This is a genomic window from Bradyrhizobium sp. IC4059, assembly GCF_020193615.1.
In the GTDB taxonomy this organism is placed as follows: Bacteria; Pseudomonadota; Alphaproteobacteria; order Rhizobiales; family Xanthobacteraceae; genus Bradyrhizobium; species Bradyrhizobium yuanmingense.
In genome coordinates this window covers 21,791-45,156 of the sequence record NZ_JADYVH010000011.1, presented here as the reverse complement: position 1 = coordinate 45,156, position 23,366 = coordinate 21,791, and the positions used below count along the sequence as shown (strand labels likewise).

Sequence of the window (23,366 nt, the reverse complement as noted above, 5' to 3'; positions counted from 1 at the left end):
TGATGACCTACTCGCTGCTCTACGCCTTCCTCGTCTTCATGGTCGTGATGTATTTCACGCCCGGGCCGAACAACATCATGCTGCTGTCCTCCGGCCTGACCTACGGCTTCCGGCGCACCGTCCCGCACATCGTCGGCATCGTGCTCGGTTTCGCCTTCATGGTCGCCGCGGTCGGCCTCGGGCTCGGCTCCGTGTTCCTGGCCTATCCGATCCTCCAGACCATCCTGAAATATGCCGGTGCCGCCTATCTGATCTATCTCGCCGCTGTGATCGCCATGGCCGGTCCGGCCAAGCCGGGCGAGGAGAATGGCCGCGGCCCCATGACCTTCTGGGGCGCGGCCATGTTCCAGTGGATCAATGCCAAGGGTTGGGTGATCGTGATCGGCACCATCACTGCCTATGCGGCGATCGCCCAATTCCCGCTCAACATCGCCATTCAGACCGTGATCAGCCTCGTCGTCGGCACGGTCTCGACGGTAGTCTGGGCGCTATTCGGTACCGCATTGCGGCCGGTTCTGACTTCCGAGCGGCTGGTCCGCGCCTTCAACATCCTGATGGCGATCCTGCTGCTGGCCTCCCTCTACCCCGTTTTCATGGATGCATGATGTCGCGGATTTCCATGCAGAAACGGGTTTCCCTCAGGGCTGAAAATGCTCTAGACAGCCCCCGAAATCCGCAAATTTCACCCTTCGGACACTGACCATTGGCCGATTTCGGCCCTGAACGAGGAAACGACCTATGCGTGTTTATTACGATCGCGACGCCGACCTGAACCTGATCAAGGGCAAGAAGGTCGCCATCGTCGGCTACGGCAGCCAGGGTCACGCCCATGCGCTCAACCTGAAGGATTCCGGCGTAAAGGAAGTCGCCATTGCGCTGCGCAAGGGTTCGGCTTCGGCGAAGAAGGCGGAAGCCGCCGGCTTCAAGGTGCTGGAAGTTGCGGAAGCTGCCAAATGGGCCGACCTCGTCATGATGCTGACCCCGGACGAGCTCCAGGGCGACATCTACCGCGAGCACCTGCACGACAACATGAAGAAGGGCGCTGCCCTGGTGTTCGCGCACGGCCTCAACGTTCACTTCAACCTGCTCGATCCGCGTGCCGACCTCGACGTGCTGATGATCGCGCCGAAGGGCCCCGGCCACACCGTGCGCTCGGAATATCAGCGCGGCGGCGGCGTGCCCTGCCTGATCGCAATTGCGAAGGACGTCTCGGGCAACGCCCACGACCTCGGCCTGTCCTACGCCTCCGCCATCGGCGGCGGCCGCGCCGGCATCATCGAGACCACGTTCAAGGAAGAGTGCGAGACCGACCTGTTCGGCGAGCAGGTGGTGCTCTGCGGTGGCCTGGTCGAGCTGATCAAGGGCGGCTACGAGACCCTGGTCGAAGCCGGCTATGCGCCGGAGATGGCCTATTTCGAGTGCCTGCACGAAGTGAAGCTGATCGTCGACCTGATCTATGAAGGCGGCATCGCCAACATGAACTACTCGATCTCCAACACCGCCGAGTACGGCGAGTACGTCACCGGCCCGCGCATCATCACCGACGAGACCAAGAAGGAGATGCGCAAGGTTCTGGCCGACATCCAGGGCGGCAAGTTCGCCCGCGACTGGATGCTCGAGAACAAGGTCAACCAGACCTCGTTCAAGGCGACCCGTGCCAAGCTCGCCGCGCACCCGATCGAGGAAGTCGGCGCGAAGCTGCGCGACATGATGCCCTGGATCAAGAAGGGCGCGCTGGTCGACAAGAGCAAGAACTGACGTCTGCGCCGTCATTCCGGGTTCGCGCTCAGCGCGCGCCCCGGAATGACGAGCGAAATTCAAGCTTCGCTCGCCAAGCCAAATCTTGGACCTTGGCGGCTATGGTCGAGCGAGATCGCAAACAGCGGTCTCGCTCTTTTCGTCTCGGCGAGACATCGCTCGCTCATTCTTTCCGCGGCCTGAAGCGCAGTTGAGCGGCTCGGCTCCTGCCAAATACGGCGTCGCATCAGCCCGCCGGGACGGTCTGCCCACGCGGATCGCGGGCCATCGCAATCATGCGCAGCGCCAGCACGATGAGCAGCGGAAGCAGGAAGGCGGCATAGAGCGGCATCGTCGGCACGCGCTTGCCGAACGAGATCATGAACTGGAGCCAGAGGTAATAGCCGCCCACAAGGTGCAGGGCCCGCCAGGCGCGCGGGCCGATCAGTGCGGCGGTGCGGTCGAACGATGTCGCGCCCATTACGATGATGAAGCCGTAGCCGATGCCGCCGAAGACGTAGGAGGCTGCCGAGGTGGCCTCGGCAAATCCGGCCGGATCCATCCCGGCAAACGTCATGATCGCCACCGCGTGGATGGCGTGGGAGGCCGCGAAGCTGAGGCCCAGATAGCGACGGTTGCGCTTCTGCCAGCGCGTCCAGGCATTGGGCCACAGCCGCGCCAGCGCCGCGGCGCTGAAGGCGAGGCAGAACAACAGGAGCGAGCTTCGCGCCGTGAAGCGGATCACCGTGCGAACGCCCTCGACCTCGAACTGCCGCATCGAGGCGATCCATAGGCTGAGTGCGACGAGGCTCACGCAGAGAACGGCCAGCAGGCGCCAGCCTTCGAGCCAGCTTCGACGTTCGGACATGGCGACCTCCCTCTCTATGTAATCATCGATTACATTTGGCGTGAATGCGCCGTCAACGGTGTAATCATTGCTTACATTCACGTTCGGGTGAGGCTAGAAGGATCCATGCCTGTTCGTCAGCCGTCCAAGCCGCGCGTCCGCCGCCCTGCCACGGAAGCCCGGCCGTACCATCACGGCGACCTCCGCCGCGTGTTGATCGATGCTGCGCTGCAACTCGCAGCGGAAGGCGCCGAAGTCTCGGTGCGGGAGGCCGCGCGCCGAGCCGCGGTGTCGCCGGGGGCGCCGTTCCGACACTTTCCCAACCGCGATGCGCTCATGGCAGCCGCGGCCGAGGAGGCACAGCGGCGCTTTCGCGCCGAGATCGATGCGGCGCTGCGCGAGGCTCCGGCCGCCGACCCGCTCGCCCGCTTCCGCGCCTTCGGTCTCGCCTATTTGCGTTGGGCCATGCGCAATCCCGCGCATTTCGAGATCATCTCGACCGGGCGCTATTTTGCTCATGGCAGCTCGCCGGACCTGACACGAGACAACGCCGAGTTGATCGCGCTAACGGAGCAGATGCTGGTCGACGCGGCAGAGCAAGGCCTGCTGCGGTCGGCCGACCTCAAGCGTATCCAGGTCGCCGGGCGCGCCCTCGTCTACGGTTTCGCTCGGATGAATCTCGACGGCCATTTCCCGCGCTGGGGCGTCGGGGAGGGCGAGATCGAGCGGATGGCGGAGGGGGTGATCGACCTGTTCATCGCAGGTATCGCAAAGCCCTAGCGGGCCAGCGGCTCTGGTCGCTGCCGTACGGCGCAGCCCGCTAACATTAAGCGAAGGTCGGACCGCGCCACGCGTTGCCTCTCCTTGACCATTCCGTTACAATTTTATGACACGGTGCAGGCTTCCGGCTGCTCCGGACGCCCTGGCTGTTTTTAGGTCGGCCAGCCAGGCTTGGCATCACCGCGCCGGACCAGAAGTTGCGTGTCGTCGATGGCGTCCGCGCCCAATCCAGGTCCTTCTGCCACGACGGCCGTGCTGGCGAGTGTCGCCGCGCTCGGCATCTGGCGGCTGCTCGCGGTTGCAGCGCCGCATCTGGCGGCACTCGCCCTGATGTACGAGACCGAGACCGATTTCGGCTCGCGCCTGTCCTTCGCGCTGGCCTGGGGCATCCTCAACTTCTTCTGGATCATGCTGCTGCGTCGTCCCGCGCTGTCGGGTGCGCTGTCGCTGACCATGGTGGTCGTGCTGGTGCTGCTGTCGCGGCTCAAGCACGACGTCGTGCAGATGACGGTCAACTTCATCGACCTGATGATGATCGACCGCGACTCCGTCGCGTTCCTGTTCACGATCTTCCCGAACTTACGCTGGTCGGTGATCCTGGCCGGTCTGGTCACGCTGCCGCTGATGTATGCGCTGTGGTGGCTCGATCCGTTCCGCATCCGCCGCCTGCCGGCGCTCGCCTGCAAGCTCGCCTGCCTTGCCGCCCTGGTCTGCTATTCGCTCTATCACCCGGACGAGGCCTGGCGCGGCTATTACGACGACGGCTATCTCTCGAAATTCTTCCGCTCGGGCGTCACGGCCGTCTCCGATTTTGCGCAATACGGCTTCATGGAGGCGTCTGCTTCGACCGGCGAGCGGCTCAACATGCCGCTGGTCGATGCCTGCCACCCGGCTGGCCGCCGGCCCAACATCATCATGATCCATGATGAATCGAGCTTCGACATCCGCGCCGCCCAGGGCATCAAGGTGCCGCCGCGCTATGGCGACTATTTCAAATCGTGGGACGGCAAGCAGCGCACGTTCCTCGCCGAGAGCAATGGCGGGCCGAGCTGGTTCACTGAGTATAACGTGCTCGCAGGGCTTTCCTCGCGTTCATTCGGCCGCTTCGCCTATTTCGTCACCCGCATCGCCTCGAACCGGGTCGAGCGCGGCCTGCCGCTGGCGCTGCGCCGCTGCGGCTATGACACGCTGTCGCTCTATCCCGCCCATGGCGGCTTCATGGGCGCGCGCAGCTTCCAGATGACGACGGGAATCGAGCGCTTCCTCGATTCCAAGGATCTGGGCGCCAAGGGTGTCGAGCCCGACAGCTTCTTCTACGACAAGGCGCTTCAGCTGATCGGCCAGCAGCCGCCGAACAAGCCGCTGTTCGCCTTCATCTATCTCGGTGCCAACCACTTCCCCTGGGAGACCCGCTTCCGTCCCGATCTGCTGCCGAATTGGCGCGCGCCGGGCAATGTGCCGTCCATCGATGAATATCTGCGCCGCCAGACCATGAGCGCAGAGCAGTACAAGGCGTTCGTTGCCGGTTTGAAGAGGACCTTTCCCGGCGAGCCATTCCTGATCGTTCGCTACGGCGATCATCAGCCGGAGTTTGCGGCTGCTATCCTGGAGCCCGGGCTCGACGAGGGCGCGATCGGCAAGAAGCTCGACGCCTACGATGCGCGCCTCTACGCGACCTATTACGCCATCGACGCCATCAATTTCGAGCCGGTTGGAAGTCAGGCCGTGATGGACACGATCGATGGTCCCTATCTGCCGCTGGTGGTTCAGGAAGCCGCCGGCATCCCGCTCGACCCGTCCTTTGCCGAGCAGAAGGAGATCATGCTCCGCTGCAAAGGCATCTTCTACGGATGCAAGGATGGCGCCGAGGCGCGGCGGCTGAACCGGCTGCTGATCGACGCGGGGATGATCCGGGGGCTGTAGCCCTTACCGTCATCCTGAGAATCCGTAGGGTGGCCAAAGCGACTTGTCCGCCGTAGCTCGGAGAGCGAAGGCGGAAGCGTGCCCACCACCTCTCACACTCAGAGACCGTGGGCGCGGCGCTTACGCGCCTTTGCCCACCCTACGAAGTCTCACCTTATCGCCCGCCCACCTTCTCCCACAGCCACCTCGCCACCGCATCCGGTGATGAATTCGCATCATTGCCGCTGGTGCGCAGGTTCGCCTCGCGCATGGTGGCGATGTCGATCTTGCCGAGCAATGGCTTGAGCGCCGCCTGCAGTCGCGCGTCTCCGGCGCGCTTCGGCGCGAGCAGCAGGATCGCGTCGTAGGGCGGGATCGCGTGTTTGGGATCGTCGAGCGCTGTGAGCTCGTATTTGGCGATCAGACCGTCGCTGGTGTAGCCAGCGATGACGTCGACCTCGCCGCTGGCGACGGCCGCATACATGAAGTCCGGCTGCATCTGGCGCTGGGCGCGGAACTGCAGCCCATAGGCCTTTTGCAGGGCAGCCCATTCGGGCCGCGAGAAGAACTCGTAGTCGCCGGCAATCGACAGCGTGGCCGAATGTGCGGCGAGATCGGCGACGGTTCGGATGCCGAGCGCATCGGCGCGTCGTCTTGGCATCACCAGCGCATAGGCGTTCTCGAAGCCGAGCTCGCCGAGCAGGGTGATGTCGTCCTTGGCGAGCGCCGTCTTCAATTCCGCCACCAGTTCTGCGCGCGGCTTGATGTCGGTGCGATGCAGCTGGTTGGCCCAGAGCGTGCCGGAATAGTCGACATAGAGATCGATGTCGCCGGCCTTCAGCGCCCCGAAGATCACACTGGAGCCGAGGCCGGAGCGTGCGGCCGCCGAGAGGCCCGCCGCCTCGAGGCGGTCCCTCATCAATGCCGACAGGACATATTGCTCGGCGAAGGTCTTGGCGCCGACCACGTAGCCTGACGACGAGCGCCCCATGGTCGGCACCAGCGTTGCTGCAACCAGCGCCGCGATTCCGAGCGCCCCGAGACCGCTGCGCACACGGCTGCGGCGGCGCAGGCCGCTCTCGATCAGCCCAAGCAACTGGTCGACTGCGAGCGCGAGGAGAGCGGAAGCCACGCAGCCGAACAGCACGAAGACCCAGTTCTGGGTCTGGAGGCCGGCAAAGATGTAATTGCCGAGACTGGTCTGCCCGATCGGCGTCGACAGCGTCGCGGTGCCGATCACCCACACCGCCGCGGTGCGGATGCCGGCCATCATCACCGGTAGCGCGAGCGGCAGCTCGACGATCAGCAGCGATTGCCGCGCGGTCATGCCGACGCCCTCGGCAGCCTCGATCAGCGCGGGATCGATGCCGTTGAGGCCGGTGATGCCGTTGCGCAGCACCGGCAGCATCGAATAGAGCGCCAGTGCCAGCATCGCCGGCAGGAAGCCGAACGCGGAGAAAGATACGCCGAACCAGGCCAGCGTGACGGAAGCAGCCAGCAGCAGCAGCGGATAGAACAGCGCGAGCAGCGCCAGCCCGGGTACGGTCTGCACGATGCTGGCCAACGCGAGCAGGATGCCGCGTGGCGCCGGACGGTTGCGCGTCAGGATCGCCAGCGGCAGGCTCACGGCGAGGCCAAGCGCGAGGGCGGCGAGGCTCACCCGCACATGGTTGCCGAGGTAGTCCGGCAGATGCGACAGCGCCTCGCCCCAGCGCGGATCGGTGAAGAGGCTCATGCCGCACCGCCCATCGGCAGCAACGCATTCAGCCGCTCGACCTGGCGCCGCGGGGTACGCAACAGCTCGAGCACGTAATCGTCGCTGCTGCTCGAGAGCTCCGCAGCCGTACCCTGTGCGAGCAATCGTCCCCCGCGCATCACTGCGATGCGGTCGGCGAGCAGGATCGCCTCGGTCATGTCATGGGTGATCATCACGGTGGTCAGGCCGAGCTTGCGGTGCAGCGCGCGATAATCGTCACCGAGCGCATCGCGGGTGAGGGGATCGAGCGCGCCGAACGGCTCGTCCATCAGCACGATGCGGGGCCTTGCCGCGAGCGCCCGCGCCACGCCGACGCGCTGGCGCTCGCCGCCGGAGAGCGCCTCGGGCAGCCGGTCGCGATGCGTTGCGCGGTCGAGCTGCACGAGCTCCAGCAGCTCGTCGACGCGGCCTGCAACGGCCGCAGCCGGCTCGCCGAGCAGCTTCGGCGTGATGCCGATATTGTCGGCGACGCTCAGATGCGGAAACAACCCGGCGCTCTGGAAGACGTAGCCGACCCGGCGCCGAAGCGCGACCGGATCGACATTCCGCACGTCCTCGCCTTCGACGGTGATGGTGCCGCTATCGGCCTCGATCAGCCGGTTGGCGAGCCGCAGCAGCGTGGTCTTGCCCGAGCCCGAGCCGCCGACGACGGCCACAAACTCACCCTCGGCGATGTCGAGCGACACGTTATCGACGGCTGCAAGGGAGCCGAAGCGCTTGGTGACGTGCTGGTAGCTGATCGCCAGCTTGGAAGACATCGTGGGAGAGCTCTCTTTTCTCTTACCCTCCTCGAGGGGGAGGGTCGATCGCGCGTAGCGCGAGCGGGGTGGGGTGATCTGTCGACGCGGGCAGTATTCGACGCGGAGAAACCGTCACCCCACCCCGGTTCGCATTCCGCTTCGCTTCATGCGCACCGACCCTCCCCCTCCAGGGGAGGGTGAGAGCACGGCAAGTCCCCATGCGTAGCACGCTTGGCGGCTTGATTGAACTTGGCCGCACGAGCGGCTAAGGCATCGGCCTGAGTTGGAGGAAGCACATGACGACGCCCACGGCAGTGGCGCTGGAAGATGCCAAGGTTGCGTTCCGGCTGGGGGACGGCCGGGTCTATACGGCGGTGGAGAAGGCCCATCTCGCAGTGGCACAGGGCGAGTTTGTCGCCATTGTCGGGCCCACAGGGTGCGGAAAATCGACGCTGCTCAACGTCGCGGCGGGCCTGCTCAAGCCCGCCGCGGGCAGCGTCAGGATTTTCGACCAGCCATTGGCGGGGCTGAATCGGGATGCCGGCTATTTGTTCCAGGCTGATGCGCTGTTCCCCTGGAAGACTGCGCTCGACAATGTCGCGATCGGACTCGAGGTCAAGGGCACGCCGCGCACGGAGGCCTTGTCGCAGGCGCAGAAATGGCTGACCGCCGTCGGCCTCGGCGCCTTCGCGAACCGCTATCCGCACATGCTTTCGGGCGGCCAGCGCAAGCGCGTGGCGCTGGCGCAGGTGCTGATCCGCGATCCGAAGATCCTGTTGATGGATGAGCCGTTCGGGCCGCTCGATGCGCAGACGCGCCAGGTCATGGGCAATCTGCTGCTCGATCTGTGGAGTGCCGACCGCAAGGCCGTGCTGTTCGTCACCCACGATCTCGAAGAAGCCATCGCGCTCGCCGACCGCGTCGTGATCATGTCGGCGGGGCCGTCCTCGCGCATCATCGGTGACTGGCGCGTCGGCCTGGCCCGCCCGCGCGACATCTTCGAGGTGCGCCTCGACAAGGAATTCCATGCGCTCCATCGCGAGATCTGGAGCGTGCTGAAGGACGAGGTGATGAAGGGGTACGCACAGTCCACTCAGGCGGCGGAGGTGGTCTGATGTCGCGCACGACGCTGTTTGCGCTGCAGATCCTGGTCGCTGTCGTCGGCCTGGTGCTGTGGCAGGTGCTGTCGACCGTTCCCGTGTTCGGCAAGATCCTGCTGCCGCCGTTCTTCTTTTCCAACCCGTTGGACGTGTTCAGCCAGATCGTGAAATGGTTCGCCTCCGGCGTGATCTGGAAGCACCTCGGCATCACGCTCGCGGAATCGATCCTCGCCTTCGTGATCGGATCGCTTGGCGGCGTCCTGGTCGGCTTCTGGTTCGCGCGCCAGCCGCTGGTCGCCGCGGTGTTCGACCCCTATGTGAAGATGGTCAACGCCCTGCCGCGTGTCGTGCTGGCGCCGATCTTCGCGCTGTGGCTCGGGCTCGGCATCTGGTCCAAGGTCGCGCTCGGCGTCACCCTGGTGTTCTTCATTGTCTTCTTCAACGTCTATCAGGGCGTCAAGGAGGTCAGCCGGACCGTGCTCGACAACGGCCGCATGCTCGGCATGAGCGAGCGGCAGCTGATGCAGCATGTCTATTGGCCGTCGGCGCTGTCGTGGATGTTCTCGTCGCTTCATACCTCCGTCGGCTTCGCCGTGGTCGGCGCGGTGGTCGGCGAATATCTGGGATCGGCGGCCGGGCTCGGCTATCTGATCCAGCAGGCCGAGGGCATCTTCGATGTCGCCGGCGTGTTCGCCGGCATGTTCGTGCTGTCGGCCTTCGTCATCCTGATCGACTTCGGCGTCACCTTGGTGGAGCGGCGCCTCCTGGTGTGGCGGCCGGCCGCGTCGGACGGGCGGGGGTAGGAAGCAGGTCTATTTTGATCGCGTCGATGCGATCGCGGACGTGTGTTGGGCACCGCTATTGCGCCGAGGGGCTGATGGCCAGCCCGCTCAGGCGGAGCTTCTCAAGCCAGGCCCGCTGCTCTATGGTGCCGGCGGCCGAACGGAGGAAACCAATGAAGAACACGATTGCCAGGCTCGCCGGCGCACTGCTCGCGCTGACGCTCACCACCTCGCTTGCCGCGGCGCAAAGCAAGGTCACCATCGCGGTCGGCGGCGGCTCCTGCCTGTGCTATCTGCCGACGGTATTGGCCAAGCAGCTCGGCGAATACGAGAAGGCCGGCGTCAGTGTCGAGCTCGTCGACCTCAAGGGCGGCTCGGATGCGCTCAAAGCCGTGCTCGGCGGCAGCGCCGACGTGGTCTCCGGCTATTTCGACCATTGCGTCAATCTCGCCGCCAAGAAGCAGGAGCTGCAATCCTTCGTGGTCTATGACCGCTATCCCGGCCTCGTCCTGGTGGTCGCGCCCTCGCGCACCAACGACATCAAGTCGGTCAAGGATCTCGCCGGCAAGAAGGTCGGCGTCAGTGCGCCCGGCTCCTCCACCGACTTCTTCCTGAAATACATGCTCAAGAAGAACGGGCTCGATCCCACCAGCGTCGCCGTGATCGGGGTGGGCCTCGGCGCCACTGCGGTGGCCGCAATGGAGCAGGGCCAGATCGACGCGGCAGTGATGCTCGATCCGTCCGTGACCGTGCTGCAGGGCAGCCACAAGGATCTGCGTATCCTCTCGGACACCCGTACCCAGAAGGATACGCTGGAGACGTTCGGCGGCGAATATCCGGGCGGCGCGCTGTATTCGACCGTGGCCTGGATCAACGGCCATGAGAAGGAGGCGCAGGCGCTCACCAATGCGATCCTCGCCACGCTCGCCTGGATCCATTCGCATACGCCGGAGGAGATCATGGCGAAGATGCCCGAGCAGACCGTCGGCAAGAACAAGGATCTCTATCTTGCCGCACTGAAGAATACGATCCCGATGTATTCCGAGACCGGCAAGATGGACCCGAAGGGTGCCGACGCCGTGCTTGCAGTGTTCAGCGTCGGCTCGCCCGAGGTGGCGAACGCCAAGATCGACGTCAGCAAGACCTTCACCAACAAATTCGTCGAGCAGGCCAAGAAGACCACCGGGAGCGTCAAATAGCCGACGCGAAGGCGTGGTAACCGACCCGTCATGAAGTCTCCGGTCATTCATCGCGTCGCGACGCTCGATCTTGCCGTGCGGCCGATCGTCTGGCCGTTCGCCGAGGAGCGCCGCGCCGAGATCGCGGCGCATTTCGCCGAGAAGCAGCGCGAGCGGCCGAAGATCTGGAACGGCCGCATCCTGCTCGGGCGCGACGCTGTGTTCAGCGACGGTTACCTGAGGGCGACCTATTTCGAGACCGATTTCGCAAGCTTTCTCGCCTGGCGCGACTGGGGCTTTCCCGACAAGGCCGTGTTCAACGGCTTTGGCATGGGCGCGTTGCGCGCCTCCGACGGCACCTTCATCATGGGCGAGATGGCGCCCCACACCGCCAATGCGGGCCGCATCTATTTCCCCTCGGGAACGCCTGATCTCGACGACGTCAGGGACGGCGCGCTCGACATCCCCGGCAGCGTCGTCCGCGAGCTCGGCGAGGAGACCGGCCTGACCGCGGCCGATTATCGGATCCAGCCCGGCTGGCATTGCGTGGTTACCGGCCCCACGATCGCAATGTTGCAGGTCATCAACCTGGACATGCCGGGCGATGCGGCCCGCGCCAGGATCGAAGCCAACCTTGCGCGCGAGATCGAGCCGGAGCTGTCCGCCATTCATCTCGTGCGCGGGACCAGCGATCTCAGGCCGTCCATGCCGCGATTTGTCACGGCCTTCGTCGAGCAGCAGTTCGCAGCGCGCTGATGCGCGAGGCTTGACATCGCCGCGCGCAGCCCATGTGATGGGCCGAAGAATTGCACCAAGAATGCAATGCACAAATCGTCCAGGGAGGTTTTGATGCGCCTGCGCATGGCTGCCCGCTTGGTACGTGGGCTGTTGGTCGCGATATCAGCGACGGGCTTGGCGGTGTCTGCCGCGGCCCAAGACAAGGCTCAAGAGAAAAAGCTCAAGATCGGCGTCATCTACGATCTGACCGGCCCGCTCGCCGGCGGCGGTTCGGAGCTGCAATATACCGGCGCAAGGATCATGCTGGATCAGTACAGCGCGAAAGACGTCGAAGGCTACAAGATCGAGGCGATCTATGCCGATGCTCAGAGCAAGCCGGATATCGCCATCAATGAAGCGATCCGTTTGATCGAGCAGGAAAAGGTCGACATGCTGCTCGGCTTCTTCTCCTCGGCGCAATGCGTGCCGGTGGCAGCGCGGGTCGAGCAGCTGAAGAAGTTCATGTGGATCACGACCTGCATTTCGTCGGCAGTGCTGGAGAACAAGAACTACAAATACGTGTTTCGACCGCAGGCCTCCGGCGACCAGTTCGGCATGATGACGATGGACTTCATCGCGCAGAACGCGAAGGAAAAGCTGGGCAAGGACCCGAAGGACCTGCGGGTCGCCATCATCCACGAGGACGGCGCCTACGGCGTCGACGTTGCCAAAGGCAACGAGGCCGGTGCCAAGAAGGCCGGCTTCAACATCGTGCTCAGAGAGGGCTATTCGGCGACGGCCCCGGATCTGTCTGCGTTGGTCACCAAGCTGAAGCGGGCCAAGCCGGATGTGGTGTTCCATACCGGCTATAATCCCGACATCACCCTGTTGCTCCGGCAAGCCCGCGAACAAGGGCTGAAGTTCGGCGCACTGGTAGGACATGGCGCCGGCTACGGGGTCTATGAGAAGCTGAAGGAAGGCCTGGGCGCCGACGTAAACTATGTCTTCAACACCGATCCGATCTCGATCTGGCTCGCCAACCAGAAGAGCATGGATCCGAAGCTGCCGCCGATCATCAAGGCGGTCGGCGAGGAGTTCGACAAGCGCAAGCCGGGTGTCGCCATCCGTTCGGCCCATGTCGGCATGGCTGCGTCCAACACCTATTTGTTCCTGAACGACGTGCTGCCGCGAGCGATCAAGAAATATGGCGGCGTAGATCCCGATTCCCTGCGCAAGGCAGCACTGGACACCGACATACCCGAAGGCGGCACCATGCTCGGCTTCGGCGTCAAATTCCACGGCGAGGGCTCGCCAATGGCCGGCCAGAACGAGCGCTCGTTCCCGGTCGTGATCCAATACGTCGACGACAAGTCCTATGTGGTGTGGCCCAAGAGCCAGGCGCAGCGCGAGGCCGTGCTGCCGCTGCCCAAGGGCACCACCTACAGCAACCAATAGCGGGGTTCTGCGGTGTTGGAAGTCAGCGGATTGGTGAAGCGGTTTGGCGGCTTCACCGCCGTGAACAACGTCTCGTTCCGGGTCGATCAGGGCGAGATCCTCGGCCTGATCGGCCCCAACGGCTCGGGCAAGAGCACGATCTTCAACATGCTGTCCGGCACGCTGGCGCCGACCTCCGGATCGATCCTGTTCGCCGGGCACGAGATTGCGGGTCTTGCGCCGCACCGGATCATCAACAGCGGCATCGGGCGGACTTTCCAGATCCCGCGGCCGTTCCGCCGCCTCAGCATTTTCGAGAACGTCGCGCTTGCCGGCTTCTACGGCCAGGGCCGCCACAGCCGCGCCAAGGCGGAGGAGGCGGCCGAGCGGTCGCTGGCGATGGTCGGCCTGCCGACCGATCGCCATGCTAGTGTCGATGGGCTTGGCGCAGCGGGGCTGAAGAAGCTGGAGCTGGCGAAGGCGCTCGCCACCGCGCCAAAGCTATTGCTCGCCGACGAGAGCCTCGGCGGTCTCGACGAGGCCGAGATGGACCAGGCTGCGGACATGCTGCGCAACATCCGCGACGAGCTCGGCATCACCATCATCTGGGTCGAGCACATCATGGGCGTCCTGATGCGCGTGGTTGACCGCGTCATGGTGCTCGATCACGGCGAGAAGATCTCGGAAGGCCTGCCGAGCGCGGTCGCGGGCGATCCGCGCGTCATCGAGGTCTATCTCGGCACCGACGCCGAGACCACGCAGGCCGCGGCCGCCGAAGCGCGCCGCCGCGCAGGGGGCTAGGCGATGCTGGAGCTTCGCGGCGTCAATGCCGGCTATGGCACCTTCCAGGCGCTGTTCGACGTCAACCTCGACGTGAAGGCCGGCGAAGCCGTCGGCGTCATCGGCCCCAACGGCGCCGGCAAGACCACCCTGATGCGCGTCATCTCCGGCCTGATCCGCCCCTCGCGCGGATCGATCAGGATGGAGGGCGTCGACCTCGTCGCGACACCGTCGCACAAGATCGTCAGCCTCGGCATTGCGCATGTGCCGGAGAACCGGCGGCTGTTTCCGCAGCTCACGGTCGACGACAATCTCAAGATGGGCGCCTTCATGAAGGAGGCGCGGGACCACTACGCCGAGCGGCTGGAGGTGGTGTTCGACCTGTTCCCCCGCCTGAAGGAACGCCGTCACCAGATGGCCGGAACCATGTCCGGCGGCGAGCAGCAGATGTGCGCCATCGGCCGCGCGATGATGTCCAATCCGAAACTGTTGCTGCTCGACGAACCCTCGGCGGGGCTCGCGCCGGTGGTGGTGCAGCAGGTGTTCGAGTTGGTGAAGCGGATCCGCGCCAGCGGGCTGACGGTGCTGATCGTCGAGCAGAACGTGCAGCAGGTGCTGAAGGTGGTCGATCGCGCCTATCTGATCGAGGCGGGCACGATCCGCGCGTCCGGCACCTCGGCCGAGATGCTGGCGAGCGACACGGTCAAGGAAGCTTATCTCGGGGTGTGAGGGGCATGCAGGCGTTCCTGGACGTATTCGACATCTACCTGCTGGAGGCCGTCATCAACGGCATCCTGCTCGGCGGCGTGCTGGCGCTGCTCGCGCTCGGGCTCAACCTGATCTTCGGCGTCATCGACGTGACCTGGATCTGCTACGCCGAGCTCGTCATGATCGGCATGTACGGCATGTATTTCATGGTGCAGTATTACGGCGTCAGCTATTTCGTCGCCGCCCCGCTCACTATCCTGCTGGTCGCCGTGCTTGGTGCGGCGCTGCACTACCTCGTCATCGCGCCGCTGCTGACCGCGCCACCGATCAACCAGCTGCTCGCGACCGGCGGGGTGCTGTTCGTGCTGCAGAGCTTTGCCACCGTTGCCTTCGGCATCGACTTCCGAAATCTCGGCATCCGCCTGCCGGTGCTCGCCTTCGGCGACATGAATTTCAGCTACGCACGACTGCTTTCGTTCGCCGCCGCGCTGGTCGGCATGGTCGCGGTCTATCTGTTCATGACGCGCACCTTCACCGGCACTGCGATCCGCGCCATCTCACAGGACCGCCAGATCATGGCGCTGATGGGCGTCGACACTAAGCGGATCTACTTGATCACGTCGGCGCTCGGCGGCGCGCTCGCCGGCCTCGCCGCCTGCCTCCTGGTGCTGCAATACGACGTGCATCCCTTCGTCGGTCTGTCCTTCGGGCCAATCACCTTCCTGATCTGCGTGCTCGGCGGCCTCGGCAATTTCATCGGCGGCTTCATCGCCGCCTTCGTGTTCGCCGAGATCATCTCGCTCGGGGGCCTGTTCTCCGACCTCGAATGGGGCTATGTGCTGGCCTTCGCGTTCTTCATCGTCATGATGTTCATCCGGCCCGCGGGCCTGCTTGCGAGGCGCCGATGATGGGGCAGGGGCGGCTTGCTGCATGGGGCGTGGGGCTGGCGGCGCTGGTCGCGCTGCCCTTCGTCTATCGCGATCCCTATCATCTGCACATCCTGGTGCTGATCCTGATCTGGTCGTTCGCCTATACGTCCTGGTCGATGATGGGGAGGTTCGGCCTCGTGTCGCTCGGCCATGGCGGCTTCATGGGGATCGGCGCTTACGTTACGGCGCTGTTGTGGAATCACGCAGGATTGTCGCCCTGGATCGGCATTCCCATCAGCATGGCGGCGGCCGGCGCGCTGGCGATGATCGTCGGCTACCCCTGCTTCCGCTTTCGCATCACCGGGCATTATTTCGTGCTGGTGACGCTGGCGCTGTCAGGCATCGTGCTCCAGGTCATCACCGCGACGCGCGACTATACCGGCGGCTCGCTCGGCTACACCCCGAACCGCGCGTCCGGCAACAGGCTGCTGGCGCTGCAATTCGACGACAAGACCACCTGGTACTTGATCGCGCTTGCGGTCTGGCTGTTCGGCATCGTGGTCTGGCACTGGGTCGACCGCAGCATGGCGCGTTATGCGCTGGAGGCGATCTCCGAGGACGAGGACGCCGCCGCCGCGGCCGGTGTCGACGTCACCGCCGAGAAGCTGAAGATCACGCTGCTCAGCGCGTTGATGACGGCTCTGGCGGGTGCGATCTACTGCCAGTACCAGATGTTCATCACGCCCGACACGGTCAGCGGCATCGCAGTCTCGCTGCAGATGGTGTTCGCCGCGATCGTCGGCGGGCTGTTCGTCTCGCTCGGTCCGACCGTCGGCGCCATCATCACCATCCTGCTGGCGGAAAGCTTGCGCATCGGTTTCGGCACCAAGGCGGTCGGCTGGGACAACCTCGTCTACGGCGTGCTGCTCGTGCTTTTCATCATATTCCTTCCCAAGGGCATCCTTGGTAGCTTGCTTGACCGATTGAAGTTGCAACGCAAGGTGCCCCGCGCTCATGAGCAAAAAGCCGTCCAAGTCGCTCGCCCAGGAGCTTGACCGCTACATCACGCCGTTTCGCTACGATGGCTCGGGCAAGTTTCACCTCAAGGACCACAAGACCGACGAGAAGGGCGATCTCGACAAGGAGAAGGCGCAGGCGATCCTCGATGCCAACAAGAAGCGGCTGATCGCGTTTCAGGAGAAGCTCTACGCGCAGGACCGCTGGTCGCTCCTGATCGTATTCCAGGCGATGGACGCCGGCGGCAAGGATTCTGCCATCAAGGCGATCTTCGAGGGCATCAATCCGCAGGGCTGCGAGGTCACGGCCTTCAAGGCGCCGAGCAGCAAGGAGCTCGACCACGACTTCCTCTGGCGTCATGCGGTCGCGCTGCCCGAGCGCGGCCATATCGGCATCTTCAACCGCTCGCATTACGAGGAATGCCTGGTGACGCGCGTGCATCCCGAGATTCTCGCCAAGCAGAAGCTGCCGCCGAAGCTCGTTACCAAGAACATCTGGAAGGAGCGGTTCGAGGACATCTCCGCCTTCGAGCGCTATCTCTGCCGTAACGGCACCGTGGTGCTGAAGTTCTTCCTCAACCTGTCCAAGGAAGAGCAGCGCGAGCGCTTCCTCGCGCGGCTGGACGATCCGGCCAAGCAGTGGAAGTTCTCCATGGACGACATCAGGGAGCGTGCGCTGTGGCCGCGCTACCAGGCGGTCTACCAGGACATCGTCCGGCACACGGCGACGTCCCATGCGCCCTGGTATGTCGTGCCCGCCGACCACAAATGGTTCGCCCGCGTCGTGATCGGCTCGGTGATCAATGCCGAGCTGGAAAAGCTTGACCTGCGCTTCCCCCGTGCCGACAAGGCCTCGCTGGAGGAGTTCAAGCAGGTGCGCAAGGCGCTGGAGAAAGAAGGCACGGGAGGCAAGAGGCAAGCAAAGTGACAGCCGGCGGGACCACGAACTGCAAGAACGTCAACTTCGCGCTCCAGGGCGGCGGTGCGCACGGCGCCTTCGTGTGGGGCGTGCTCGACCAGGTGCTCGAGGACGGCAGGCTCGCGATCGAGGCGATCAGCGCGACCAGTGCCGGCGCGATGAATGCGGTGGCGATGGCCTCCGGCATGGCGCATGGAGGCGCGGAGGCCGCGCGGGAGAGCCTGCACGCGTTCTGGTACGAAGTGTCGCGCATGGACATGGCGTACGATCTGATGTCGCCGCTGAACCAGTGGATCCAGGCCCTGAAGCTGCCGCCGGAATATCATCCGGTCCACGCCTTCATCCACACGCTGACGCACACGCTGCCGCCGAACCTGCTCAATCCCTTTCATTTCAATCCGCTCCGCGCGCTGCTGCAGCGCGTGATCGATTTCGACCGGCTCAATTCCTCGCCCGAGGCGCCTCAGCTGTTTCTGAACGCCACCAACGTCCGCACCGGCAAGATCAAGGTGTTCCAGAGCCCGCTGCTCACGGCGGACACCGTGCTCGCGTCGGCCTGCCTGCCGCCCTATTTCCAGGCCGTCGAGATCGATGGCGAGCATTACTGGGACGGCGGCTATCTCGGCAATCCCGCGATCTATCCGTTGATCTACCGCAAGGGCAGTCACGACGTCGTCATCGTGCAGGTGACGGCGATCCGGCGCGACGAGCTGCCGGCCAGTGCCGCCGATGTCCTCCACCGCATCAACGAGATCAGCTTCAATTCGTCCTTGATGCGCGAGATGCGCGCGATCGCTTTCGCCACCCGGCTGATCGACGACGGCGAGCTCGACAGCAACAAGCACAGCCGCATGTACATGCATTGGATCGGCAACGACGCGTTGATGTCGCAGCTCGGCACGGCCACGCAGTTTCACCCCGAATGGACCCTGTTGTGCCGCCTGCGCGACGAGGGCCGCGCGGCGGCGCGAAGCTGGCTGGCGCGAAACTTCGACCAGATCGGGAAGGCCTCGACGGTCGACCTGGCGGAGATGTTTCTCTAGGCGACTCGACCAAACTGCGAAAACAACCCCATGCACAGTAGCCGGGCATAGCGGGATCAATGGCTTATCGGCTCCCATCATCCGAGATGCGGATTTTACGAAATCCGGTTGCATCGTCGGGCAAAACAGGGGCATAATGTCACCATGCCCGCTGCCTTCGGAAATCCCTCACTTCGCGCGGAAGCGATTTGCACAGCGGAACTCGGGTCGTCAAATGTGATCGTCAGATCATTGATCCCGCTTGACAGTTTTGCGACGCAGGAGGAGCATCATAGCGGTCGCAAACAAGCGACGCGCAACGTCCACCTCATGAGCAAGGGGAGGTCTATGACACCACCTCCGCAAATCCAGCCGCGTTAATTGCGATGGAGCTCGTTCGGACTATCGCATAGCGGCGGAAACCGCGAACGGCACGCCGGGACAAGGTTTAGCGGGCTGCATCAGTGAGGCAAAGCCCCTACCTTCCCGGCGCTGTATTTTAGTCGTGTCGGATGGCCGTGAAGGCCGCCGCACCAATTTTTTTTGACACCCCGCTCGTCTCAATCCTGCTGGTCGATCCGCAAACGGGTCTTTGCGCGCACTGACGGGACATCAGCTCCCGATCCTGCATTGCGGCAAATGCCAAGAGAATGTCGTCCCAAAGGCCAACTTCCGACACAGGCGGGGGGCGAATAGCGCCGATCCGACATGACGGATGTGCTTCGGCGGGGGCGGTCACGACACCGCGGGCACATTCACTTTTCCAGGGAATCTGCGTGTCGCAAAAGCTTGTCCCGGCGCTTCTCGCCGCTCTTTTCCTTGCAATCTCTTCTCTCTCCTGCGCCCGCGCCGATGCGCCGGCCGCGAACGGTGCCGCGGCGCTATCGCCGGACGAGGCGAAGCGTGCGTTGGACACGCTTCAGGACGACAAGAAGCGCGCGCAGATGATCGATACGCTCCGTGCAATCGCCAACGCGTCTGGTCCGCAACAGGCCGCGCCGCAGCCGAATTCGCCGATCCCGCTTTCGGCCGACGGCCTCGGTGCGCAGCTCATGCTGACGGTCTCGGAGGAGATCGGCGAAATCTCGCGTGAGATCGCCGGCATCGCGCGGACGCTCGCGCACTTTCCGGCGTTCTACTACTGGATCGTGCGCACCGCGAACGATCCCGCGGCTTACAATCTTCTGATCGAGATCGCCTGGAAGCTGGCGCTGGTGCTCGGCTGCGCCCTCTTGGCCGAATGGGTGATCTTCCGCCTGATCCGCCGGCCGGTCGCGTTCCTGGAGGGACGCGTGCCGCAAACCGCGCGCCTGCCGGCACCCGCGTTGCCGCTTGCCGATCCGCCGTCGTCAGTCGCCGACGTTACGCCTGCACCTGAAATGCAGGAGCGACGCCACAGCCTTGCGCGGGTCTGGCAGATCATGCTGCGCCTGCCCTTCGTGCTCGGGCGTTTCGTGCTCGAGCTGCTTCCCGTGCTCGTCTTCGTCGGCGTCGCCACCGCGCTGCTCGGGACGGAGATTGGAGAACCGACAACCGTCCGCCTCGTGATCCTCGCCGTCGTCAACGCCTATGCGTTCTCGCGCGGGCTCATCTGCCTGGTCCGGGCGCTGGCGGGGCCGTTCGGCTTGTTTCCGGTGCGCGCGGAGACCGCCGCCTATGTCGAGATCTGGGCACGCCGCATCGTCGGCGTCGGCGTCTCCGGCATCGCCTTTGCCAATGTGGCGCTGCTGCTCGGCCTGCACCGCGCCGGCTACGCCGCGCTGCTGCGCATGGTGATGCTGGTCGTGCACCTCTTCATCGCCGTCATCGTCCTGCAATGCCGCCGCCAGGTCGCCGATGCCATCCGCGCCCCGGCCGAGCGGCAGGGGATCGCGGCTCGTTTGCGCAACCGCGTCGCCGGCGGCTGGCACTATCTTGCCATCGCGCTCGACCTCGCGCTCTGGGCGGTGTGGGCGCTCAACATCCGCAACGGCTATTCGCTGCTGCTGCAATATTTCGTCGGCACCATCGCAGTGGCGCTGGTCGCACGTGTCGTCATCATGCTGACGCTGAGCCTGATCGATCGCGGTTTCCGCATCAAGCCGGAGATCCTCCAGCGCTTTCCCGGCCTCGAGATCCGTGCCAACCGCTATCTGCCGCTGCTCCGCAGGATCGTATCCGGCGTGATCGCCTTCATCGGTTTCGTGGCGGTGCTCGAGGTCTGGGGCGTGGACGCGATCGTCTGGTTCTATGGCGGCCAGATCGGCAGCCGGCTGATCTCGGCCGTGGTGACCATTGGCCTTGCCGTGCTCATCGCCGCGGCGATCTGGGAAGCCAGCAATGCGCTCCTAGACCGCCAGATCAATACGCTGTCGCGGGACGGGCACTATGCCCGCGCCGCGCGGTTGCGCACCTTCCAGCCGATGCTGCGCACAGCGCTGCTCTGCCTGATCGCGACAATCGTCGGCCTCACCGCGCTCAGCGAGATCGGCGTCAACGTCGCGCCGCTGCTGGCGGGCGCCGGCATCGTCGGCATTGCGATCGGCTTCGGCTCGCAGAAGCTGGTGCAGGATCTCATCACCGGCCTGTTCCTGCTGCTGGAGAATACGGTGCAGGTCGGCGACAGCGTCAGCGTGTCGGGGTTGTCGGGCGTCGTCGAGAACGTCTCGATCCGCACCATCCGTCTGCGCGCGGGCGACGGCGCCGTGCACATCGTGCCGTTCAGCGCAGTCACGACCATCACCAATGCCAGCCGCGGCGCCGGCAACGCTTCGGTCAGCGTCAACGTCGCCTACAAGGAAGACACCGACCGCGCCGGCCAGATCCTCAAGGACATCGTCGATGAGATGCGCCGTGAAGCGGACTTCCGCGCGCTCATCCGCGGCGACCTCGAGCTGTGGGGCGTCGACAAAGTCGATGGCGCGATGGTGTCGATCGTCGGGCAGATCCGCTGCACCGAGGCCGGCCGCTGGCCGGTCCAGCGCGAATTCAACCGCCGCATGAAGCTGCGCTTCCAGCAGAACGGGATCGAGGTCGCATCGCCGGTGCAGACCATCCTGATGCACATCGCGCCGCCGGCGGACAGCGCTGCCAATCTGACGCCCCGGCGGGCGGCGGGATAAGCAGTCCCAAATTCCGGCCTGCCTTTTTTGGGTCCGCCAACGCGCGCCCCGGTTGGCGCGTTAAACCTTTTCGCGCGCAAGTGCCAGGCGTTTGCAAAATCTGCTGCGGTGCGAGATCACGATCGCGGCCGGAGTCTCCTTGATCTCGATTGAACGCTGGCCGACAATGGTCGTGGTTCAATAAGAAACTCCTTGGGGGAATCGTGAATAGACCTGCTCGGGTCAGCGCCCATTCGACATCATCCGACACCGCGCACGGCATGACGCTGCTGCGCGACCCCCTGCTCAACAAGGGCACGGCCTTCACGGAAGCAGAGCGCGCCGCACTCGGCTTGCGCGGCCTGTTGCCGCCCTGCGTGCTGACGATGGAGACCCAGGCTCAGCGCGTGCTCACCAATCTGCGCACGCTGCCGACGGACCTGGAAAAATACGTTGCCCTGAACGCGCTGCATGACCGCAACGAGGCGCTGTTCTTCCGCGTCGTCGTCGACAATATCGACGAGATCCAGCCGATCATCTACACCCCGACGGTCGGGCTTGCCTGCCAGAAATACGGCCTGATCTTCCAGCGGCCGCGTGGCATGTTCATCTCCTCGCGCGACCGCGGCCAGATCGCGGACATCCTGAAGAACTGGCCCTACCAGGCCAGGCTGATCGTCGTCACCGACGGCGAGCGCATTTTGGGACTTGGCGATCTCGGTGCCAACGGAATGGGCATCCCGGTCGGCAAGCTATCGCTCTATTCGGCCTGCGCCGGCGTGCATCCGGAAGCGTGCTTGCCGATCGTGCTCGATGTCGGCACCAACAACGAAGAGCTGTTGAACGATCCCTATTATCTCGGCCTGCGCGAGCGGCGGTTGACGGGCGAGGCCTATGACAGCTTCGTCGACGAGTTCATGCAAGCCGCGCGCAAGACGTTCCCGGGCGTGCTGATCCAGTTCGAGGACTTCGCCAATCATTCGGCGTTCAAGCTGCTGCACAAATATCGCGACGAGGCTTGCGTCTTCAACGACGACATCCAGGGCACCGCGGCGGTGGCGCTCGCCGGCCTGTTCTCGGCTCTGCGCATCTCCGGCGGCAAGCTGAAGGATCAGAAGATCCTGTTCCTCGGCGCGGGCGAGGCGGCGACCGGCATCGCCGACCTCGTGGTCTCCGCCATGATGGCGGAAGGCGCGTCCGAGGCGGACGCGCTTCGCCGCAACTGGCTGGTGGATTCCCGCGGTCTCGTCGTCAGCGGCCGTGAAGGCCTTTCTGGCCATAAGCTCCGCTATGCCCATGCCGGTCAGGCGCCGATCGCCGACTTCCTCACCGCCATCAAGACGCTGAAGCCGACGGCGATCATCGGCGTCGCCGCGGTCGGCGGCGCCTTCACGCCCGACGTGCTCAAGGCGATGGCCGAGCTCAACGAGCAGCCGATCGTGTTCGCGCTCTCCAACCCGACCTCGAAAGCCGAGTGCTCGGCGGAGGATGCCTATCGCTACACGGAGGGACGCGCGCTGTTCGCCTGCGGCAGTCCGTATGATCCGGTCAAGCTCAACGGCCGCAGCTTCGTGCCGCGCCAGGGCAACAATTCCTACATCTTCCCGGGCGTCGGCCTCGGCGTCATCGCCAGCCGCTCGCGCCTCGTGACCGATGAGATGTTCATGGCGGCGGCCCACGCGCTCGCCGATTGCGTCGGCAAGGAGGACCTCGCTCAGGGCAGCCTCTATCCGGCACTGCCGCGTATCCGCGAGGTCTCCGTGCGCATCGCGGCGGCGGTTGCGGATGTGGCCTATCAACGCGCGCTCGCCGACGGACCCGCGCCCAACGACGTGAAGGCCCTGGTCCAGTCGCAGATGTACGAGCCGAAGTACTAGAAATCGGGCCGCGCCGAAAACGCGGCTCGCGGGGCGTATCGGGCTGATCCTTCGCTGATCTGTCCCGATTCTGAACAGGTCACTGTGGTGGAATCGCCACAGCTGGCGCGAAACGAAGGCGG

General features: G+C 64.6%; 20 protein-coding genes. 17 read left to right on the top strand and 3 right to left on the bottom strand.

Features of this window, described 5'->3' with window-relative positions; all coding sequences use genetic code 11:
* Window positions 1-2: 2 nt before the first annotated feature.
* Together I6F12_RS28890 and ilvC are read left to right on the top strand one after the other, a co-directional pair.
* A complete protein-coding gene (locus tag I6F12_RS28890) occupies window positions 3-605 on the top strand; it encodes a LysE family translocator (protein WP_225157843.1) in 603 nt (200 codons plus the stop codon).
* A gap of 133 nt (window positions 606-738) precedes the next feature.
* Window positions 739-1,758 carry a ketol-acid reductoisomerase gene (gene ilvC / locus I6F12_RS28885; protein ID WP_027577255.1) on the top strand — a complete coding sequence of 340 codons (1,020 nt, stop codon included), beginning with the start codon at window positions 739-741 and terminating at the stop codon, window positions 1,756-1,758.
* 226 nt (window positions 1,759-1,984) lie between these two features.
* On the opposite strand, the gene I6F12_RS28880 is transcribed toward ilvC, so the two are convergent.
* Window positions 1,985-2,605: a hypothetical protein gene (locus tag I6F12_RS28880; RefSeq protein WP_225157771.1), complete on the bottom strand. Its 621-nt coding sequence runs from the start codon at window positions 2,603-2,605 to the stop codon at window positions 1,985-1,987.
* Between the two features lie 105 nt (window positions 2,606-2,710).
* On the opposite strand from I6F12_RS28880, the gene I6F12_RS28875 reads away from it, so the two are divergent.
* Complete coding sequence (locus I6F12_RS28875) at window positions 2,711-3,364, top strand: TetR/AcrR family transcriptional regulator (protein ID WP_225141606.1); 654 nt, start codon at window positions 2,711-2,713, stop codon at window positions 3,362-3,364.
* Window positions 3,365-3,574: 210 nt separating this feature from the next.
* Complete coding sequence (locus I6F12_RS28870) at window positions 3,575-5,287, top strand: sulfatase-like hydrolase/transferase (protein ID WP_225157770.1); 1,713 nt, start codon at window positions 3,575-3,577, stop codon at window positions 5,285-5,287.
* 154 nt (window positions 5,288-5,441) lie between these two features.
* On the opposite strand, the gene I6F12_RS28865 is transcribed toward I6F12_RS28870, so the two are convergent.
* On the bottom strand, window positions 5,442-7,001 hold the full coding sequence (locus I6F12_RS28865; protein WP_225157769.1) for an ABC transporter permease/substrate-binding protein: 1,560 nt from the start codon (window positions 6,999-7,001) through the stop codon (window positions 5,442-5,444).
* The gene (locus I6F12_RS28860) at window positions 6,998-7,780 is read right to left on the bottom strand and encodes an ATP-binding cassette domain-containing protein (RefSeq protein WP_036006636.1); all 783 of its coding nucleotides are present in this window, start codon (window positions 7,778-7,780) and stop codon (window positions 6,998-7,000) included. Before I6F12_RS28860 ends, I6F12_RS28865 begins: the two co-directional genes overlap by 4 nt.
* Window positions 7,781-8,058: 278 nt before the next feature.
* Here I6F12_RS28860 and I6F12_RS28855 point away from each other — a divergent pair, with 278 nt between their 5' ends.
* The 13 genes from I6F12_RS28855 to I6F12_RS28795 all read left to right on the top strand — a co-directional run bounded on the left by I6F12_RS28855 (window position 8,059) and on the right by I6F12_RS28795 (window position 23,244).
* A complete protein-coding gene (locus tag I6F12_RS28855; RefSeq protein WP_036006639.1) occupies window positions 8,059-8,877 on the top strand; it encodes an ABC transporter ATP-binding protein in 819 nt (272 codons plus the stop codon).
* A complete protein-coding gene (locus tag I6F12_RS28850; RefSeq protein ID WP_036006641.1) occupies window positions 8,877-9,665 on the top strand; it encodes an ABC transporter permease in 789 nt (262 codons plus the stop codon). The genes I6F12_RS28855 and I6F12_RS28850 overlap by 1 nt, the downstream gene beginning before the upstream one ends.
* A 152-nt stretch (window positions 9,666-9,817) precedes the next feature.
* Complete coding sequence (locus I6F12_RS28845) at window positions 9,818-10,843, top strand: ABC transporter substrate-binding protein (RefSeq protein WP_036006644.1); 1,026 nt, start codon at window positions 9,818-9,820, stop codon at window positions 10,841-10,843.
* Between the two features lie 30 nt (window positions 10,844-10,873).
* Complete coding sequence (locus I6F12_RS28840) at window positions 10,874-11,578, top strand: hypothetical protein (protein ID WP_036006647.1); 705 nt, start codon at window positions 10,874-10,876, stop codon at window positions 11,576-11,578.
* Between the two features lie 93 nt (window positions 11,579-11,671).
* Window positions 11,672-12,994: an ABC transporter substrate-binding protein gene (locus I6F12_RS28835; protein ID WP_036006653.1), complete on the top strand. Its 1,323-nt coding sequence runs from the start codon at window positions 11,672-11,674 to the stop codon at window positions 12,992-12,994.
* Between the two features lie 12 nt (window positions 12,995-13,006).
* A complete protein-coding gene (locus I6F12_RS28830; protein WP_036037489.1) occupies window positions 13,007-13,774 on the top strand; it encodes an ABC transporter ATP-binding protein in 768 nt (255 codons plus the stop codon).
* Between the two features lie 3 nt (window positions 13,775-13,777).
* Window positions 13,778-14,482 carry an ABC transporter ATP-binding protein gene (locus tag I6F12_RS28825; protein ID WP_036037492.1) on the top strand — a complete coding sequence of 235 codons (705 nt, stop codon included), beginning with the start codon at window positions 13,778-13,780 and terminating at the stop codon, window positions 14,480-14,482.
* 5 nt (window positions 14,483-14,487) lie between these two features.
* The gene (locus tag I6F12_RS28820) at window positions 14,488-15,369 is read left to right on the top strand and encodes a branched-chain amino acid ABC transporter permease (RefSeq protein ID WP_109145936.1); all 882 of its coding nucleotides are present in this window, start codon (window positions 14,488-14,490) and stop codon (window positions 15,367-15,369) included.
* Window positions 15,366-16,385 carry a branched-chain amino acid ABC transporter permease gene (locus I6F12_RS28815; RefSeq protein ID WP_036037494.1) on the top strand — a complete coding sequence of 340 codons (1,020 nt, stop codon included), beginning with the start codon at window positions 15,366-15,368 and terminating at the stop codon, window positions 16,383-16,385. The genes I6F12_RS28820 and I6F12_RS28815 overlap by 4 nt, the downstream gene beginning before the upstream one ends.
* Entirely contained in the window at window positions 16,345-17,274 is a 930-nt protein-coding gene (locus I6F12_RS28810) for a polyphosphate kinase 2 family protein (RefSeq protein WP_225157768.1), read from the top strand. The genes I6F12_RS28815 and I6F12_RS28810 overlap by 41 nt, the downstream gene beginning before the upstream one ends.
* Window positions 17,271-18,308 (top strand): patatin-like phospholipase family protein, encoded by a 1,038-nt coding sequence (locus tag I6F12_RS28805; protein ID WP_225157767.1) that lies wholly within the window; start codon window positions 17,271-17,273, stop codon window positions 18,306-18,308. Before I6F12_RS28810 ends, I6F12_RS28805 begins: the two co-directional genes overlap by 4 nt.
* A 755-nt stretch (window positions 18,309-19,063) precedes the next feature.
* Window positions 19,064-21,388: a mechanosensitive ion channel domain-containing protein gene (locus tag I6F12_RS28800; RefSeq protein ID WP_225157766.1), complete on the top strand. Its 2,325-nt coding sequence runs from the start codon at window positions 19,064-19,066 to the stop codon at window positions 21,386-21,388.
* A 203-nt stretch (window positions 21,389-21,591) separates the two neighbouring features.
* A complete protein-coding gene (locus tag I6F12_RS28795) occupies window positions 21,592-23,244 on the top strand; it encodes an NAD-dependent malic enzyme (protein WP_225157765.1) in 1,653 nt (550 codons plus the stop codon).
* The last annotated feature ends 122 nt before the right edge of the window (window positions 23,245-23,366 follow it).